At 70.6% G+C, this 15,408-nt stretch carries 15 protein-coding genes; all 15 read left to right on the forward strand.

The window, feature by feature from the left end; genetic code table 11:
* Nucleotides 1–229 precede the first annotated feature (229 nt).
* Nucleotides 230–1,234: a TauD/TfdA family dioxygenase gene (locus AOK17_RS33285; protein WP_055616317.1), complete on the forward strand. Its 1,005-nt coding sequence runs from the start codon at nucleotides 230–232 to the stop codon at nucleotides 1,232–1,234.
* Nucleotides 1,231–2,301 (forward strand): 2,3-diaminopropionate biosynthesis protein SbnB, encoded by a 1,071-nt coding sequence (sbnB, locus tag AOK17_RS33290; RefSeq protein WP_055616305.1) that lies wholly within the window; start codon nucleotides 1,231–1,233, stop codon nucleotides 2,299–2,301. The genes AOK17_RS33285 and sbnB overlap by 4 nt, the downstream gene beginning before the upstream one ends.
* A 62-nt stretch (nucleotides 2,302–2,363) precedes the next feature.
* Nucleotides 2,364–3,353 (forward strand): 2,3-diaminopropionate biosynthesis protein SbnA, encoded by a 990-nt coding sequence (gene sbnA / locus AOK17_RS33295; protein WP_055616306.1) that lies wholly within the window; start codon nucleotides 2,364–2,366, stop codon nucleotides 3,351–3,353.
* An 84-nt stretch (nucleotides 3,354–3,437) separates the two neighbouring features.
* Nucleotides 3,438–5,072: an acyl-CoA dehydrogenase family protein gene (locus tag AOK17_RS33300; protein WP_055616307.1), complete on the forward strand. Its 1,635-nt coding sequence runs from the start codon at nucleotides 3,438–3,440 to the stop codon at nucleotides 5,070–5,072.
* Between the two features lie 322 nt (nucleotides 5,073–5,394).
* Nucleotides 5,395–6,681 carry a helix-turn-helix domain-containing protein gene (locus AOK17_RS33305; RefSeq protein WP_107102565.1) on the forward strand — a complete coding sequence of 429 codons (1,287 nt, stop codon included), beginning with the start codon at nucleotides 5,395–5,397 and terminating at the stop codon, nucleotides 6,679–6,681.
* 215 nt (nucleotides 6,682–6,896) lie between these two features.
* A complete protein-coding gene (locus tag AOK17_RS33310) occupies nucleotides 6,897–8,300 on the forward strand; it encodes a hypothetical protein (RefSeq protein WP_055616308.1) in 1,404 nt (467 codons plus the stop codon).
* 78 nt (nucleotides 8,301–8,378) lie between these two features.
* Nucleotides 8,379–8,948, forward strand: coding sequence for a GNAT family N-acetyltransferase (locus AOK17_RS33315; protein WP_055616309.1), 570 nt, complete (start codon nucleotides 8,379–8,381; stop codon nucleotides 8,946–8,948).
* Between the two features lie 139 nt (nucleotides 8,949–9,087).
* On the forward strand, nucleotides 9,088–9,171 hold the full coding sequence (locus AOK17_RS53825; protein ID WP_313904670.1) for a putative leader peptide: 84 nt from the start codon (nucleotides 9,088–9,090) through the stop codon (nucleotides 9,169–9,171).
* A gap of 147 nt (nucleotides 9,172–9,318) precedes the next feature.
* Nucleotides 9,319–11,016 (forward strand): nitrite/sulfite reductase, encoded by a 1,698-nt coding sequence (locus AOK17_RS33320; protein WP_055616310.1) that lies wholly within the window; start codon nucleotides 9,319–9,321, stop codon nucleotides 11,014–11,016.
* Nucleotides 11,013–11,192 carry a PDDEXK family nuclease gene (locus AOK17_RS33325; protein WP_055616311.1) on the forward strand — a complete coding sequence of 60 codons (180 nt, stop codon included), beginning with the start codon at nucleotides 11,013–11,015 and terminating at the stop codon, nucleotides 11,190–11,192. The genes AOK17_RS33320 and AOK17_RS33325 overlap by 4 nt, the downstream gene beginning before the upstream one ends.
* Entirely contained in the window at nucleotides 11,189–11,938 is a 750-nt protein-coding gene (locus AOK17_RS33330; protein ID WP_055616312.1) for a phosphoadenylyl-sulfate reductase, read from the forward strand. The genes AOK17_RS33325 and AOK17_RS33330 overlap by 4 nt, the downstream gene beginning before the upstream one ends.
* Before the next feature lie 2 nt (nucleotides 11,939–11,940).
* A complete protein-coding gene (gene cysC, locus AOK17_RS33335) occupies nucleotides 11,941–12,498 on the forward strand; it encodes an adenylyl-sulfate kinase (protein ID WP_055616313.1) in 558 nt (185 codons plus the stop codon).
* Nucleotides 12,495–13,436 (forward strand): sulfate adenylyltransferase subunit CysD, encoded by a 942-nt coding sequence (gene cysD, locus AOK17_RS33340; RefSeq protein ID WP_055616314.1) that lies wholly within the window; start codon nucleotides 12,495–12,497, stop codon nucleotides 13,434–13,436. The genes cysC and cysD overlap by 4 nt, the downstream gene beginning before the upstream one ends.
* A 2-nt stretch (nucleotides 13,437–13,438) precedes the next feature.
* Complete coding sequence (locus tag AOK17_RS33345; protein WP_055616315.1) at nucleotides 13,439–14,794, forward strand: sulfate adenylyltransferase subunit 1; 1,356 nt, start codon at nucleotides 13,439–13,441, stop codon at nucleotides 14,792–14,794.
* A 197-nt stretch (nucleotides 14,795–14,991) separates the two neighbouring features.
* On the forward strand, nucleotides 14,992–15,408 hold a 417-nt coding region (locus AOK17_RS33355), incomplete at its 3' end, for an ABC transporter substrate-binding protein (protein ID WP_342671537.1).

Raw genomic sequence — 15,408 nt, forward strand, 5'->3', positions numbered from 1 at the left:
CGTCCTTGAGGGTGATCGCCCTGGACCGGGCGATCACCCTCAAGGACGTCACACGTCATCCGGTCCTCGCGGACCTGGCGGGGCTCCTCGACACCCCCGCCGCCTCCTGACCACGGCCGACCACGCCGACCACACGGAAGAGACGGAACCGAAGGCACCGACGACACCCATGACCGGAACACCGCACACCCGCACGACCGAACACAGCAAGGCCGAAAGGAAGCACCTGATGTCGTCTTCATCTCCGACGTTGCTACCGGACGTCGACCTGCGCCCCGGCAGCCCTCCGATCCTGCGCGCCGACGCCGCGGGCGACACCGCGGGCTGGGCGGCCGAACACCGTGACGCGCTGCGGGCCGTCGTCGCCGAGCACGGCAGCCTGCTGGTCCGCGGCCTGGGGCTGCGCGACCCGGACACGACCGCGGCCGTCTTCCGCCGACTGGCGACCACCCTGATGCCCGACCGGGAGTCCTTCGCGCCCCGGCGGACCTACGAGGACGGTGTGTACTCCTCCTCCAAGTGGCCGCCGAACCAGCAGATGTGCATGCACCACGAGCTGAGCTACGCGCTGGAGTTCCCCGGCCTGATGCTCTACGCCTGCCTCGACGCGCCCGACCAGGGCGGCGCCACCGCGGTCGCCGACGCGCCGGCCGTGCTCGACGCGCTGCCCGCCTCCCTCACCGCCCGGTTCGAGCGGGAGGGCTGGCTGCTCACCCGGACGTACAACGACGAGATCGGGGCGAGCCTCGCCGAGGCCTTCGGCACCGAGGACCGCGCGGCCGTCGAGCACTACTGCCGGGCGCACGCCATCGAGTTCGCCTGGCAGAGCGACGGTTCCCTGCGCACCCGGCAGCGCCGCAGCGCCGTGGTCCGCCACCCGGTCACCGGGCGGCGCTGCTGGTTCAACCAGATCGCGTTCCTCAACGAGTGGACCATGGACCCGGAGGTGCGCGAGTACCTGGTGGACGTCTACGGCTCCGACGGGCTCCCCTTCAACACCCGCTACGGCAACGGCGATCCGGTCGACGAGGACGTCGTACTGATCATCAACGAGGTGTACGGGGCCCACACCGCACGCGAGCCGTGGCACTCCGGTGACCTGCTGCTCGTCGACAACATCCGCACGGCGCACAGCAGGGAGCCCTTCGAGGGGCCCCGTGAGGTGCTCGCCGCCCTGGGCGACCCGGTCCGGCTGACCGACTGCGCACCGACCATCGAAGTGAGGGCCGCATGACCACCACGGACGAGAACGGCACGACCGCCACGGAACCGGGGGCGCTGACGCCTCCCTCGTTCTCCGTCATCTCCGGCTCCCAGGTCCACGAGGCCCTGCACGGGCGGGAGTCCGAGATCGTCGACCTCGTGGAGGCCGTGTACCGGCTGCACGGCGCGGGCGACTCGGTGAACCCGCCGTCGTACTTCCTGCGCTTCCCGGACCGTCCGTCGTCGCGGATCATCGCGCTGCCCGCCTCGATCGGCGGGCCGGTGGGGGTGGACGGCCTGAAGTGGGTCTCCAGCTTCCCCGGGAACACGGCGAGCGGTCTGCCGCGCGCCTCGGCCGTGCTGATCCTCAACGACCACGACACGGGCTATCCGTTCGCGTGCCTGGAGAGCTCGATCATCAGCGCCACCCGGACGGCGGCCTCGGCGGCCCTCGCGGCCGACCGGCTCAGCCGCGACCGCGTCCGGCCCACCCGGGTCGGGTTCGTCGGGACGGGGCTGATCGCCCGCTACATCCACACCCATCTGGCCGCCACCGGCTGGTCGTTCGAGGAGACCGGGGTGTTCGACCTGTCCGCGGACAGCGCGGCCGGCTTCAGCGGCTATCTGGAGCGGTCGGGCGCCAAGGGCCGGATCACCGTGCACGACAGCGCCGAATCGCTGGTCCGCTCCAGTGACCTGCTGGTCTTCGCCACCGTCGCGGCGAAGCCGCACATCCACGACCCGGCGTGGTTCTCGCACGCCCCGCTCGTGCTGCATGTGTCGCTGCGCGACCTGGCGCCGGAGATCCTGCTCGACTCGGCCAACTTCGTGGACGACGTCGAGCACTGCCTCAAGGCGGACACGTCACCGCATCTGGCCGAACAGCTCACCGGTGGCCGCGACTTCCTCGACGGCACGCTGGACGACGTGCTCTGCGGGCGGGTGACCGTACCGGCGGACCGGACGGTGGTGTTCTCGCCCTTCGGCCTCGGGGTCCTCGACCTCGCGGTCGGCAAGTTCGTCCACGACGAGGTGGCCCGAAGGGGCGAGCCGCACGTCGTCGACGGCTTCTTCCACGAACTGCGCCGGTACGGCTGACCGGCGGGCACCGCGCCACGCGAGCGGCGCGGCGCGGTGCCGCATGAAAGAGGGGGGACATCATGCCCGTCATATCCGAGCCCACACAGTTCAACGAGGACGACCTCTACGTCGACCTGCGGGCGGCACTGGGGCTGCCGCTCTTCCTGAAGTGCGAGGGGTTCAACTTCGCGGGGTCGGTCAAACTGAAGGCCGCGACCGAGATGGTGAACGCCGCCGAGCGCGACGGCGTCCTGCGACCGGGGTCCGTCATGGTCGAGTCGTCGTCCGGGAACCTCGGCGTGGCGCTGAGCATGATCGCGGCGAGCCGTGGCTACGGGTTCCTGTGCGTGACCGACTCGCGCTGCAATCCGGCGACGCGGCGGATGATGGAGGCGCTGGGGAGCGTCGTCCATGTGATCGACGAACCGGATCTGCACGGCGGCTTCCTGGGCGCGCGGATCGCGTACGTGAGCGCGGTGTGCGCCTCGGACGACCGGTACGTCTGGCTCAACCAGTACGCCAACGAGGGCAACTGGCGTGCGCACTACCGCACCACGGCACCGGCCATCGCCCGCCGTTTCCCGCACCTGGACGTGCTGTTCGTCGGGGCCGGCACCACCGGCACCCTGATGGGCTGCGCCCGCTGGTTCTGGCAGCAGCGGCGCCGGGTGCGGATCGTGGCCGTGGACACCGTCGGCTCGGTGACGTTCGGGGGGCCGCCCGCTCCCCGGATGATCCCCGGTCTGGGCATGGCCGTGCGTCCGCCGCTGCTCGACGAGTCCTACGTGGACGACGTGGTGCACGTCCCGGAGCCGGACACACTGCGTGCCTGCCGCCGGCTGGCAGCCCGGGGCTTCCTGTTCGGCGGCTCCACCGGCACGGTGGTCAGCGGCGCGACCGACTGGCTGGCCCGGTACGGGCGGCGCAACCTCACCGCGGTGGCGATCGCCCCGGACCTCGGCGAGCGCTACCTCGACACGGTCCACCGCCCGGGCTGGGGGGTGAACGTCCACAGCGAGGACACGCTCGGCGGCTCCGGCGAACTGGCCGCCCTGTCGCACCCCGCCTGACCGGTACGGCGGGGCGGAAGGGGCGCGGTCCGGTGCGGCGGGAGTTTGGTGACGACCGCCGTACCGAGGGGTAGGTTCGCAGACATGGCAGCCAGCACCCACACCGTGACCAACCAGGCTCCGCCACTGGTCTCGTACGACGTCTTCAACGCCGACCGTGCCCTCGTCGAGGCGGTCGACCGGCACCTGGACCCACAGCTGCTGGACGAGGCGCACGGCGATCTGTCGGCCCTCGGGGTGACCTCCGGATCGGCTCAGGTGCAGACGTGGGGGGCGCTGGCCAACGAGAATCCGCCGAAGCTGCGCACCCACGACCGCTACGGCAACCGGGTCGACGAGGTCGAGTTCCATCCGTCCTGGCACCGGCTGCTCGGCAAGGGTGTCTCGGCGGGCCTGACGGCGGCGTGGTCACGGCCGGGCGGGCATGTGCGGCGCGCTGCCGCCTTCGTGGTCTGGACGCAGGTCGAGGCGGGGAACGGCTGCCCGCTGTCGATGACGCACGCGGCGGTGCCCGCGCTGCGCACCGACCCGGCGCTCGCCGCCGAGTGGGAGCCCCGGCTCACCTCCATGGTCTACGACCAGGATCCGCGGCCCGCAGAGCAGAAGGCCGGCGTGCTCTTCGGGATGGGCATGACGGAGAAGCAGGGCGGCAGCGACGTACGTGCGAACACGACGGCCGCGCGGGCGCTGGCCGAGGACGGGACGTACGAGCTGACGGGCCACAAGTGGTTCTGCTCGGCGCCGATGTCGGACGGGTTCCTGGTGCTGGCGCAGGCTCCCGGCGGGCTGACGTGTTTCCTGGTGCCGCGGGTCCTGGCGGACGGCACCCGGAACGTGTTCCGCATCCAGCGGCTCAAGGACAAGCTGGGCAACCGGTCGAACGCGTCGGCCGAGGTCGAGTTCGACGGCACGTGGGCGCGCCGGGTCGGGGACGAGGGGCGCGGGGTGCGCACCATCATCGGGATGGTCGCGGCGACCCGCCTCGACTGTGTGCTCGGTTCGGCGGGGCTGATGCGCCAGGCCGTCTCGCAGGCCGTCCACCACTCCACGTACCGCGAGGCGTTCGGCGGCAGGCTGATCGACAAGCCGCTGATGCGGAACGTCCTCGCGGACCTGGCCCTGGAGTCGGAGGCCGCGACGACGCTCGGACTGCGCCTGGCCGCCGCGTACGACGACGGGAGCGAGCAGGAGCGGGCGTTCCTGCGGATCGCGGTACCGGCCGCGAAGTACTGGGTGACGAAGCGGTGCACGCCGGTGGCGGTGGAGGCCCTGGAGTGCCTGGGCGGCAATGGTTACGTGGAGGAGTCCGGCATGCCGCGGCTGCTGCGCGAGTCGCCGCTCAACTCCGTCTGGGAGGGCGCGGGCAACATCCAGGCGCTGGATGTCCTGCGCGCCCTGCAGCGCGAACCGGCGGCCCTCAACGCCTACTTGCAGGAGGTCGGCAAGGCCCGAGGCGCCGACCACCGGCTGGACGGCGCGATCAAGAACCTGCTGACCGAACTCGCCGACCTGGACGGCATCGAGGGACGCGCCCGGCGTCTCGTCGAACGGATCGCGGTGGTGCTCCAGGGCTCGCTGCTGGTCCGGTTCGCGCCGCCGGAGGTCGCCGACGCGTTCTGCGCCTCACGCCTGGGCGGGGACTGGGGTGCGTCGTTCGGGACCCTGCCGCACACCCTGGACCTCGGGTCGGTCGTGGAGCGGGCGCGGCCCGTTTCCTGAGCCGTCGTCAACTCACGTACGGGGCACGGGGGTGGTGCTGCGCCGACACGGCACCACCCCCGTTCCATGGCCCCGTTGAGCGGAGCACGCACACCGCGCGAGGCGGCGTTGCGCCAATTTTTGGACACACGGGGGAAGTTCACCAGGGTTGCAGAGGGTTGCAACCTCTCCGCACCCTGCGTGAAATCTCCGCTTCGCGTCCGGAGTGTCGCCCTCCGCGACGGACAGACGGCACTATGAGACATGCAGTCAGTACGGGTTTCGGGTCCCATGGCCGGGCGGCCGGGGCCGGTTGCCCGCTCAGGCTCTCCGGGAGGACCCAGTGGTGTACTCGCCGATGGACGTGACGCGGCTCGCCGGCGTGGACGCAGCGCAGGCGGCACGGGTGCTCGACGAGGTGCGCCACGCGACGCTGGCCGGGGAGCGCGCCCGGCTCGACCCGCGGCCGGTCATCGGGGAGTCCTGGGGGCGGATGCTGCGCTCCGGTGTCGACCCCGACCACGACTTCCGGGCCGGAGTGCTCGGTCCCGACGAGATCGAGCGGCGCCGGCGCGACTCCCCGCTGCGGCACGTCCTTCCGGTACTGCGACAGGGGTTGTTGTCGGTCGCGGACACCACCCAGCACATCATGGTCGTGGCGGACGCGCAGAGCCGGGTGCTGTGGCGCGAGGGCAGCCGGTCGGTGCTGCGCAAGGCCGACGGGTTCGGCTTCGAGATCGGCGCGGACTGGCGCGAGGATGTCGTCGGCACGAACGGTGTCGGCACGCCCGCCGTCGCCCGCCGCCCCGTCCAGGTCTTCGCCGCCGAGCACTTCGTACGCACCCACTCCGCCTGGACCTGCACGGGCGCGCCCATCACCGACCCGCGCGACGGCCGGATGATCGGGGTCGTGGACATCAGCGGGCCCTGGGAGACCATGCACCCGGCGACGCTCGCCTGGGTCGACTCGGTGGCCAAACTCGCCGAGGCACGGCTGCGGGAGCGGCATCTGACCGCCCTCGACCGGCTGCGCTCGGTGGCCGCTCCGGTGCTCGCCCGGGTCACCGGCCGCGCGCTCGCCGTCGACAAGGACGGCTGGACCGCCGCGATCACCGGCATGCCGTACGTGGACAGGCTCGCGCTGCCCAGCACGATCGGCACGGACCGGATCTGGCTGCCCACGCTCGGCCCGTGCTCGGTGGAACCGCTGCCCGGCGGCTGGCTGGTGCGCGCCTCGGACGAGGAGCCCGCGCCCCGCGGCGCCACCCGGATCGCCCTCGACCTGTCGCAGCCGCGCCGCTGGTCGGTGACCGTGACGGGCGTCACCGGCACCTGGACCCACGAACTGAGCCCGCGGCACGCGGAGTTGCTCTACCTCCTGGCCCTGCACCGCACCGGCCTCAGCGCCGCCGCCCTGGCCGACGACCTGTTCGGCGACTCCGCCCGCACGGTGACCGTACGCGCCGAGATGTCGCGCGTACGCCGATATCTGGGCGCGGTCCTGGACCACCGGCCGTATCGTTTCTGCGAATCGGCCGAGGTCCGGACACTCCTGCCACCGGACCCCCTGGAACTGCTCCCCCACTCGACGGCACCGGGAGTACTGAGGGCAAGGCGGGCCGGCCTTTAGGGGCGTGGGACTGTGACGTGTGCGGCTCCGCCGCGTGGGCGCGACGGCCTCCACCGGGCCGCACTCAACACACAACGCCCCCGACCTATTCCGGGGTATTCGACCGGACTCGCCACACCCTGACGTACCATCCTTCCCACGGCCCCCCACATCTGTCCCCTCCAGCACTCAACCGCCGGATCGCAGGAGGCAGTTGGCCGACGACGGGAGGACCTATGACGTACCGAGGCAGACACCGCCGCCGGACGAAGGGGCGTGTCCTGCGGGCCGCACTGTCCGGGACCGCCCTCGCCCTCACCGCCGCAGCCACCATCATCAGCACCTCGCAGGCCGCCGGAAGCGACAACCCGGGCCCGCTGACGTCGATCACCTCCTCGTCCGAGGTCAACAAGCTCCAGCTGCACGAGAACCTCGTCAGCGGCACGACGCTCGACACGCTCCAGAGCGGAATGGGCGGGAACGTCGGGGTCGGCGCCGTCCTCGACAGCGCCAACCACCCGATGCGGAACAAGGCCGAATGCGACGCCACCGAGTCGGCCGCCCTGCCCGTCGAACCGACCGCCACCCGTGCCTACTGCTGGGACAGCGGGGACGCGACGACACAGAAGTGGCTGCCGCAGTCCGTCACCACCTCCGGGGACGCCGACAACGACGGCAAGTGGGGCAACGACCGGGTCATCCTCGCGGGCTGGACGCACAACGACCACAAGGCGGGCGAGCCCGCCGACGACAAGGGCCTCGCCCGGATCGCGTTCATCGACGCGAACGACCCGAACAACCTCAAGTACCGCTGGGTCCTGCTGGTCGCCCCGCTCTCCGGCGGCAACGACTTCGGAGCGGTCCGCTCCCACGTCGGCGGCATGGTCTGGTACCAGGACAAGCTGATCGTCACCGCGAAGAACGGCGCCGACCACAACAACGCGCTGTTCGTCTTCGACATGAACAGCATCCTGCGGGCCGACGTCAACAGCACCGAGATCGGCAAGGTGAGCGGCGGCTGGTCGGCACGCGGCTACCAGTACGTGATGCCGGCCATCGGCTCGTACAACCTCACCGGCGGGGCCTGTTCCGCGAGCAACGACAACGCGGTCCCCTGCTTCGGCTCGATCTCCCTGGACCGTACGTCGACGCCGGACAGCCTGGTCGCTAACGAGTGGTTCAGCTCCGGGGGCAGCGAGCCGGCCCGCGTCTGGCGCTACTACTACAGCACCGCGAGCGACCGCACGGGTCTGCTCGGCAGCAACGCCAGTGACAACGTGAACGCCGACGAGGCGTACGAGACCAAGGCCGTCGGGCTCCAGGGCGTCCTCTCCCACAAACCGAGCGGCGCGAGCAAGGCCGACTGGTACACGGGGTACGCGCCGGGCACCCGCGACCGCCACGGCACGCTCTGGCGGCAGAACGAGAGCACCGCCAAGGCCACGAAGTGCGGGGGCGGCGGGTCGTACGCCTGCTGGGGCCAGCACACCGAGTCACTGTCGTACTGGCAGGAGACCGGCGAGCTGTGGACCCTCACCGAGTGGGCGGCGAACAAGGACAACGAATGGGAGCCGCCCGTCATCCCGGAGCGCGTCCTGTACGCGGTCCCGCTGTCGGAGGTCGACGGTTCGGTGGAGTGATCCGAGCGTCAACGTGAGCACCCGTGGAGGCGGGCCCCGCTTTGGAGCGGGGCCCGCCTTCGTGGTTCTCTGGCCCGCATGAGCATCGCTGTGACCACTTGGTCCCTGGAGCAGGTCTCCCCGGCCGACCAGCTGCCCGCCGCCGCCCCCGACGGTGACGTCCGGATCGTCCGCGCCGAGGTGCCCTCCCCCGAGTTCAGCCGCTATCTGTACGCGGCGGTCGGCGGTGACATCCGCTGGACGGACCGGCTCGGCTGGACGTACGCGCAGTGGCAGGAGGACCTGGACCGGCCGGGCGCGGAGACCTGGGTCGCGTACGACCGCGGGACGCCCGCCGGGTACGTACAGCTGGAGCCGCAGGACGACGGTGTCGTGGAGATCGTCTACTTCGGACTGATCCCCGCCTTCCGGGGCCGGCGCATCGGCGGGCACCTCCTCTCCCACGGCGTGGCACGGGCCTGGGACCTGGCCGACCGCTGGCCGGGGCGGGCGCAGACCAAGCGCGTCTGGTTGCATACATGCAGCAAGGACGGCGAGCACGCGATGGACAACTACCTGCGCCGCGGCTTCAAGCTCTTCGACACCAAGGTCGAGGAGGAGCCGGACGTGACGGCACCCGGACCCTGGCCCGGGGCGCACAGCGACTGACCTGGAACGACGTGGCCGGATCCCGGCCATGCGACCGGCCATGTGACCGCCACCACCCTTGTCTTGGATAGCGAGACAAGGGTGTCCGCATCGTGGACGAAGCTGGACTGTGTCCAGATCGCCGTGACACGCTTCCGTCATGTCTGGAACTGGAATTGCCTTGGTGAGTCGGCGGCACGTCGACCTCGGCCGCATGTCCAGCGCCATCTGTCCGGCCTGCTGACACAAGGCGCCGGGGGCCTCTGACCCCGAGCCCAGCACTGCCGACATCCCCTTTGTCTCGCCTTGCGCAAAGACGCGCACGTATGCCCTTATGCGCGCATACACGCAGGTCGAAGCCGCATCCGCCTGTCCCGAAGGACGTAGAACCATGGCCGCCACCCCACAGGATCCAGCTGCCGCAACGCCCCGCCGCAAGGTGAGCCGTCACCGCGGCGAGGGTCAGTGGGCCGTTGGTCACTACACCCCGCTCAACGGCAACGAACAGTTCAAGAAGGACGACGACGGTCTCAACGTGCGGACACGCATTGAGACGATCTACTCCAAGCGGGGCTTCGACTCGATCGACCCCAACGACCTGCGCGGACGTATGCGCTGGTGGGGCCTCTACACCCAGCGCAAGCCCGGGATCGACGGCGGCAAGACCGCGATCCTGGAGCCCGAGGAGCTGGACGACAAGTACTTCATGCTGCGGGTGCGGATCGACGGCGGACGCCTCACCACCCAGCAGCTGCGGGTCATCGGCGAGATCTCGCAGGAGTTCGCGCGCGGCACCGCCGACCTCACCGACCGGCAGAACGTCCAGTACCACTGGATCCGCATCGAGGACGTCCCGGAGATCTGGGAGCGCCTGGAGGCCGTGGGCCTGTCCACGACCGAGGCCTGCGGTGACACGCCCCGTGTGATCCTCGGCTCACCCGTCGCCGGGATCGCCGAGGACGAGATCATCGACGGCACTCCGGCCATCGACGAGATCCACCGCCGGGTCATCGGCAACAAGGACTTCTCGAACCTGCCCCGCAAGTTCAAGACCGCGATCTCCGGTTCGCCGCTGCTGGATGTGGCGCACGAGATCAACGACGTCGCGTTCGTCGGCGTGAACCACCCGGAGCACGGCCCCGGCTTCGACCTCTGGGTCGGCGGCGGCCTCTCCACCAACCCGAAGATCGGCCAGCGCCTCGGCGCCTGGGTCCCGCTCGACGAGGTCGCGGACGTCCACATCGGCGTCCTCTCGATCTTCCGCGACTACGGCTACCGGCGGCTGCGCACCCGCGCCCGCCTGAAGTTCCTGGTCGCCGACTGGGGCGTCGAGAAGTTCCGCCAGATCCTTGAGGACGAGTACCTGCAGCGCAAGCTCGTCGACGGCCCCGCCCCCGACCAGCCGGTCGCCCGCTGGCGCGACCACGTCGGTGTGCACCGGCAGCAGGACGGCCGCTACTACGTCGGCTTCGCCCCGCGCGTGGGCCGCGTGGACGGCGCGACCCTCACCAAGATCGCCGAACTGGCCGAGGCACACGGCTCCGGCCGGCTGCGCACCACCGTCGAGCAGAAGATGATCGTGCTCGACGTGGAGCAGGACCAGATCGACTCGCTGGTCGAGGGCCTGGAGTCGCTCGACCTGACCGCCAAGCCGTCGCCCTTCCGGCGCGGCACGATGGCCTGCACCGGCATCGAGTACTGCAAGCTCGCCATCGTCGAGACCAAGGCCCGCGGCGCCTCCCTGATCGACGAACTGGAGCGCCGCATCCCCGAGTTCGACGAGCCCATCACCATCAACATCAACGGCTGCCCGAACGCCTGCGCCCGTATCCAGGTCGCGGACATCGGTCTCAAGGGCCAGTTGATGCTGAACGACCAGGGCGAGCAGGTCGAGGGCTACCAGGTGCACCTCGGCGGCGCGCTCGGCCTGGAGGCCGGGTTCGGCCGCAAGGTCCGCGGCCTGAAGGTCACTTCGGACGACCTGCCCGACTACGTCGAGCGCGTGCTGAAGCGTTTCGAGGAGGAGCGCGAGGACGGCGAGCGCTTCGCCACCTGGGCCACGCGGGCTTCCGAGGAGTCGCTGTCATGAGTGAGCGTGCGGCGCCCTTCTACTGCCCCTACTGCGGTGACGAGGACCTGCGTCCCAGCGAGCAGGGGCACGGCGCGTGGGAATGCGCGGCATGCAATCGAGCCTTCCAACTGAAGTTCCTGGGGCTCCTGTCCCGGGGGGTTCAGCGCAACGACGGTGGAGGGGACGAGATATGACGACCGTTCAGACCGATACCGACACCAATACCGAGAAGCAGACCGACCCTGAGAGCGGCCGGGACGCCGAGCTCAAGGCTCTCGCCGAGCAGGCCGGCCGTGACCTGGAGGACGCCTCCGCCCTGGAGATCCTCCAGTGGGCGGTGGACACCTTCGGCAAGCAGTTCTGCGTGACCTCCTCGATGGAGGACGCGGTGGTCGCCCACCTCGCCTCCCGCGCGAGGCCCGGCGTGGACGTCGTCTTCCTCGACACCGGCTACCACTTCGAGGAGACCATCGGTACCCGGGACGCGGTCGAGGCCGTGATGGACGTCAACGTCATCACGCTCACCCCCCGCCAGACCGTGGCCGAGCAGGACGCCGAGTACGGGCCGAAGCTGCACGACCGCAACCCCGACCTGTGCTGCGCGCTGCGGAAGGTCAAGCCCCTCGAAGAAGGGCTCACCAAGTACCGCGCCTGGGCGACGGGCCTGCGCCGCGACGAGTCCCCGACCCGGGCGAACACCCCGGTCGTCGGCTGGGACGAGAAGCGCCGCAAGGTCAAGATCTCGCCGATCGCCCGCTGGACGCAGGACGACGTCGACGCGTACGTCACCGAGCACGGCGTACTCACCAACCCCCTGCTGATGGACGGCTACGCGTCCGTCGGCTGCGCCCCCTGCACCCGCCGGGTGCTCGAGGGCGAGGACGCGCGCGCCGGCCGCTGGGCGGGCCGCGCGAAGACCGAGTGCGGGCTGCACGGCTGACCATGACGACGATTCAGGAGAACCAAGTGACCGGAGCCACCATCTGGCTCACGGGTCTGCCGAGCGCCGGCAAGACCACCATCGCGTACGAACTGGCCGGACGGCTGCGCGAGGAGGGCCACCGCGTCGAGGTGCTCGACGGCGACGAGATCCGTACGTTCCTGACGGCGGGCCTCGGCTTCAGCCGCGAGGACCGGCACACGAACGTACAGCGCATCGGCTTCCTCGCCGACCTGCTGGCCCGCAACGGCGTCAAGACGCTGGTGCCGGTCATCGCTCCGTACGCCGACAGCCGCGAGGCGGTCCGCAAGCGCCACCAGGCGAGCGGCGCCGCGTACCTCGAGGTGCATGTCGCCACTCCGGTCGAGGTGTGCAGCGAGCGGGACGTGAAGGGCCTGTACGCAAAGCAGGCGGCGGGCGAGATCTCGGGTCTGACCGGGGTCGACGACCCGTACGAGGAGCCCGAGTCGCCCGATCTGCGCATCGAGTCGCACAACCAGTCCGTGCAGGAGTCCGCGGCGGCGCTCCACGCGCTGCTCGCCGAGAGGGGTCTCGCATGACGACGACCGTTGCCGACGTCTCCGAGGAGGGGACCGACAGCCCGTACGCGCTCTCGCATCTGGACGCTCTGGAGTCCGAGGCGGTGCACATCTTCCGCGAGGTGGCGGGTGAGTTCGAGCGGCCGGTGATCCTGTTCTCCGGCGGCAAGGACTCCATCGTCATGCTGCACCTGGCGCTGAAGGCGTTCGCGCCGGCCGCGGTGCCCTTCTCGCTGCTGCACGTGGACACCGGGCACAACTTCCCGGAGGTCCTGGAGTACCGCGACCGCACGGTGAAGAAGCACGGGCTGCGGCTGCACGTCGCCTCCGTGCAGGACTACATCGACCGCGGCGCCCTCAAGGAGCGCCCGGACGGGACGCGTAACCCGCTGCAGACGGTGCCGCTGACGGAGAAGATCCAGGCCGAGCGGTTCGACGCGGTCTTCGGCGGCGGACGCCGGGACGAGGAGAAGGCCCGCGCCAAGGAGCGGGTGTTCTCGCTGCGGGACGAGTTCTCGCAGTGGGACCCGCGCCGCCAGCGCCCCGAGCTGTGGAACCTCTACAACGGACGGCACGCGCCCGGCGAGCACGTCCGCGTCTTCCCGCTGTCCAACTGGACCGAGCTGGACGTCTGGCAGTACATCGCCCGCGAGGGGATCGAGCTGCCGGAGATCTACTTCGCGCACGAGCGGGAGGTCTTCCAGCGGGCCGGTATGTGGCTGACCGCCGGCGAGTGGGGCGGCCCGAAGGAGAGCGAGAGCGTCGAGACCCGTCTCGTCCGCTACCGGACCGTCGGCGACATGTCCTGCACCGGCGCCGTCGACTCGGACGCCACCACGCTGGACGCCGTGATCACCGAGATCGCCGCCTCCCGGCTCACCGAGCGGGGCGCCACCCGCGCCGACGACAAGATGTCCGAGGCCGCGATGGAAGACCGCAAGCGCGAGGGGTACTTCTAACCATGACGAGCACCACCGAACCCACCGTGCCGCTGTCGGTCGAGCAGCTGTCCGCGACGACCCTGCTGCGCTTCGCGACCGCCGGGTCCGTCGACGACGGCAAGTCCACCCTCGTCGGCCGGCTGCTGCACGACTCCAAGTCGGTCCTCACCGACCAGCTGGAGGCCGTGGAGCACGCCTCGCGCAACCGCGGCCAGGACACACCCGACCTCGCGCTGCTCACCGACGGCCTGCGGGCCGAGCGGGAGCAGGGCATCACGATCGACGTGGCGTACCGCTACTTCGCCACGGCGCGGCGCCGGTTCATCCTCGCCGACACGCCCGGACACGTGCAGTACACCCGCAACATGGTGACGGGTGCCTCCACGGCCGAGCTGACGGTGGTCCTCGTCGACGCCCGCAACGGCGTCGTCGAGCAGACCCGGCGCCACGCGGCGATCGCCGCACTGCTGCGCGTCCCGCACGTCGTGCTGGCGGTCAACAAGATGGACCTCGTCGAGTACAAGGAGTCCGTCTTCGCGGCGATCGCCGAGGAGTTCACGGCGTACGCCTCCGAGCTGGGCGTTCCCGAGATCACCGCGATCCCGATCTCGGCGCTCGCCGGTGACAACGTGGTGGACCCGTCCGCGAACATGGACTGGTACGGCGGCCCGACCTTCCTGGAGCACCTGGAGACGGTCCCGGTCAGCCACGACCTCACGACCTGCCACGCGCGTCTGCCCGTGCAGTACGTGATCCGTCCGCAGACCGCCGAGCACCCGGACTACCGGGGGTACGCGGGCCAGATCGCGGCCGGCGCCTTCCGCGTCGGCGAGTCGGTCACGGTGCTGCCCTCCGGCCGTACGTCGCGGATCTCCGCGATCGACCTGCTCGGCGAGCCGGTCGACGTGGCCTGGACGACGCAGTCGGTGACCGTCCTCCTGGAGGACGACGTCGACATCTCGCGCGGCGACCTGCTCGTGCCGACCAAGGACGCGCCCGCGACGACCCAGGACATCGAGGCGACCGTCTGCCACGTCGCCGACGCGCCGCTGACCATCGGCCACCGCGTGCTGCTCAAGCACGGCACCCGCACGGTCAAGGCGCTCGTCAAGGACATCCCGTCCCGGCTGACGCTCGACGACCTGTCGCTGCACCCGCACCCGGGCCACCTGGACGCCAACGACATCGGCCGCGTCAAGATCCGTACGGCCGAGCCGCTGCCCGTCGACTCGTACGCCGACTCCCGGCGCACCGGTTCGTTCATCCTGATCGACCCGTCCGACGGCACGACGCTCACCGCGGGCATGGTCGGCGAGTCCTTCGCCTCCCCGGAGCCGGTCAAGGCCGAGGCGGACGACGACGGTTGGGACTTCTGACATGACCTCCCACGACTTCTACTCCACGTTCGCGAAGGAGGGCGGCCGCATCGGCAGCGGCGCCCTCGGCAGCGGGCAGGGCGGAGTCGCGCGATGTGCGGAATGACGTACGCGCACTGCCTGCGCGCCCCGTCCCCCCGCCCGCCGTCGCGGATACGACGAAGACCTGCCGACCTCCCGGCCACGACCTGAGAGACGTGACCGCCGGGCCAACGAGAGGAACCCCTCCCGTGCCTGCCACTCGCTCCACTGCCTTCCGGCGAACGTTCGCGGTCATGGCCGCGCTTCCCCTGCTCACGCTTGCTGCCTGCGGTTACGGGTCCGAGTCCAAGGACGAGGACACGTCGAAGGTGGCGGCCGAGGGCAAGAAGCTCTCCGCGGACACCGTGCGGATCGGCTACTTCCCGAACCTGACGCACGCCACCGCCCTGGTCGGCGACCAGGAAGGGCTGCTGCAGAAGGAACTCGGCGGCACGAAGGCCACCTACTCCCAGTTCAACGCGGGCCCCGCGGAGATCGAGGCACTCAACTCCGGTTCGATCGACATCGGCTGGATCGGCCCCTCGCCCGCGATCAACGGCTACAGCACCACGGACGGCAAGGGCCTGCGGATC

The organism is Streptomyces phaeochromogenes (assembly GCF_001418655.1).
Classification (GTDB): domain Bacteria; phylum Actinomycetota; class Actinomycetes; order Streptomycetales; family Streptomycetaceae; genus Streptomyces; species Streptomyces phaeochromogenes.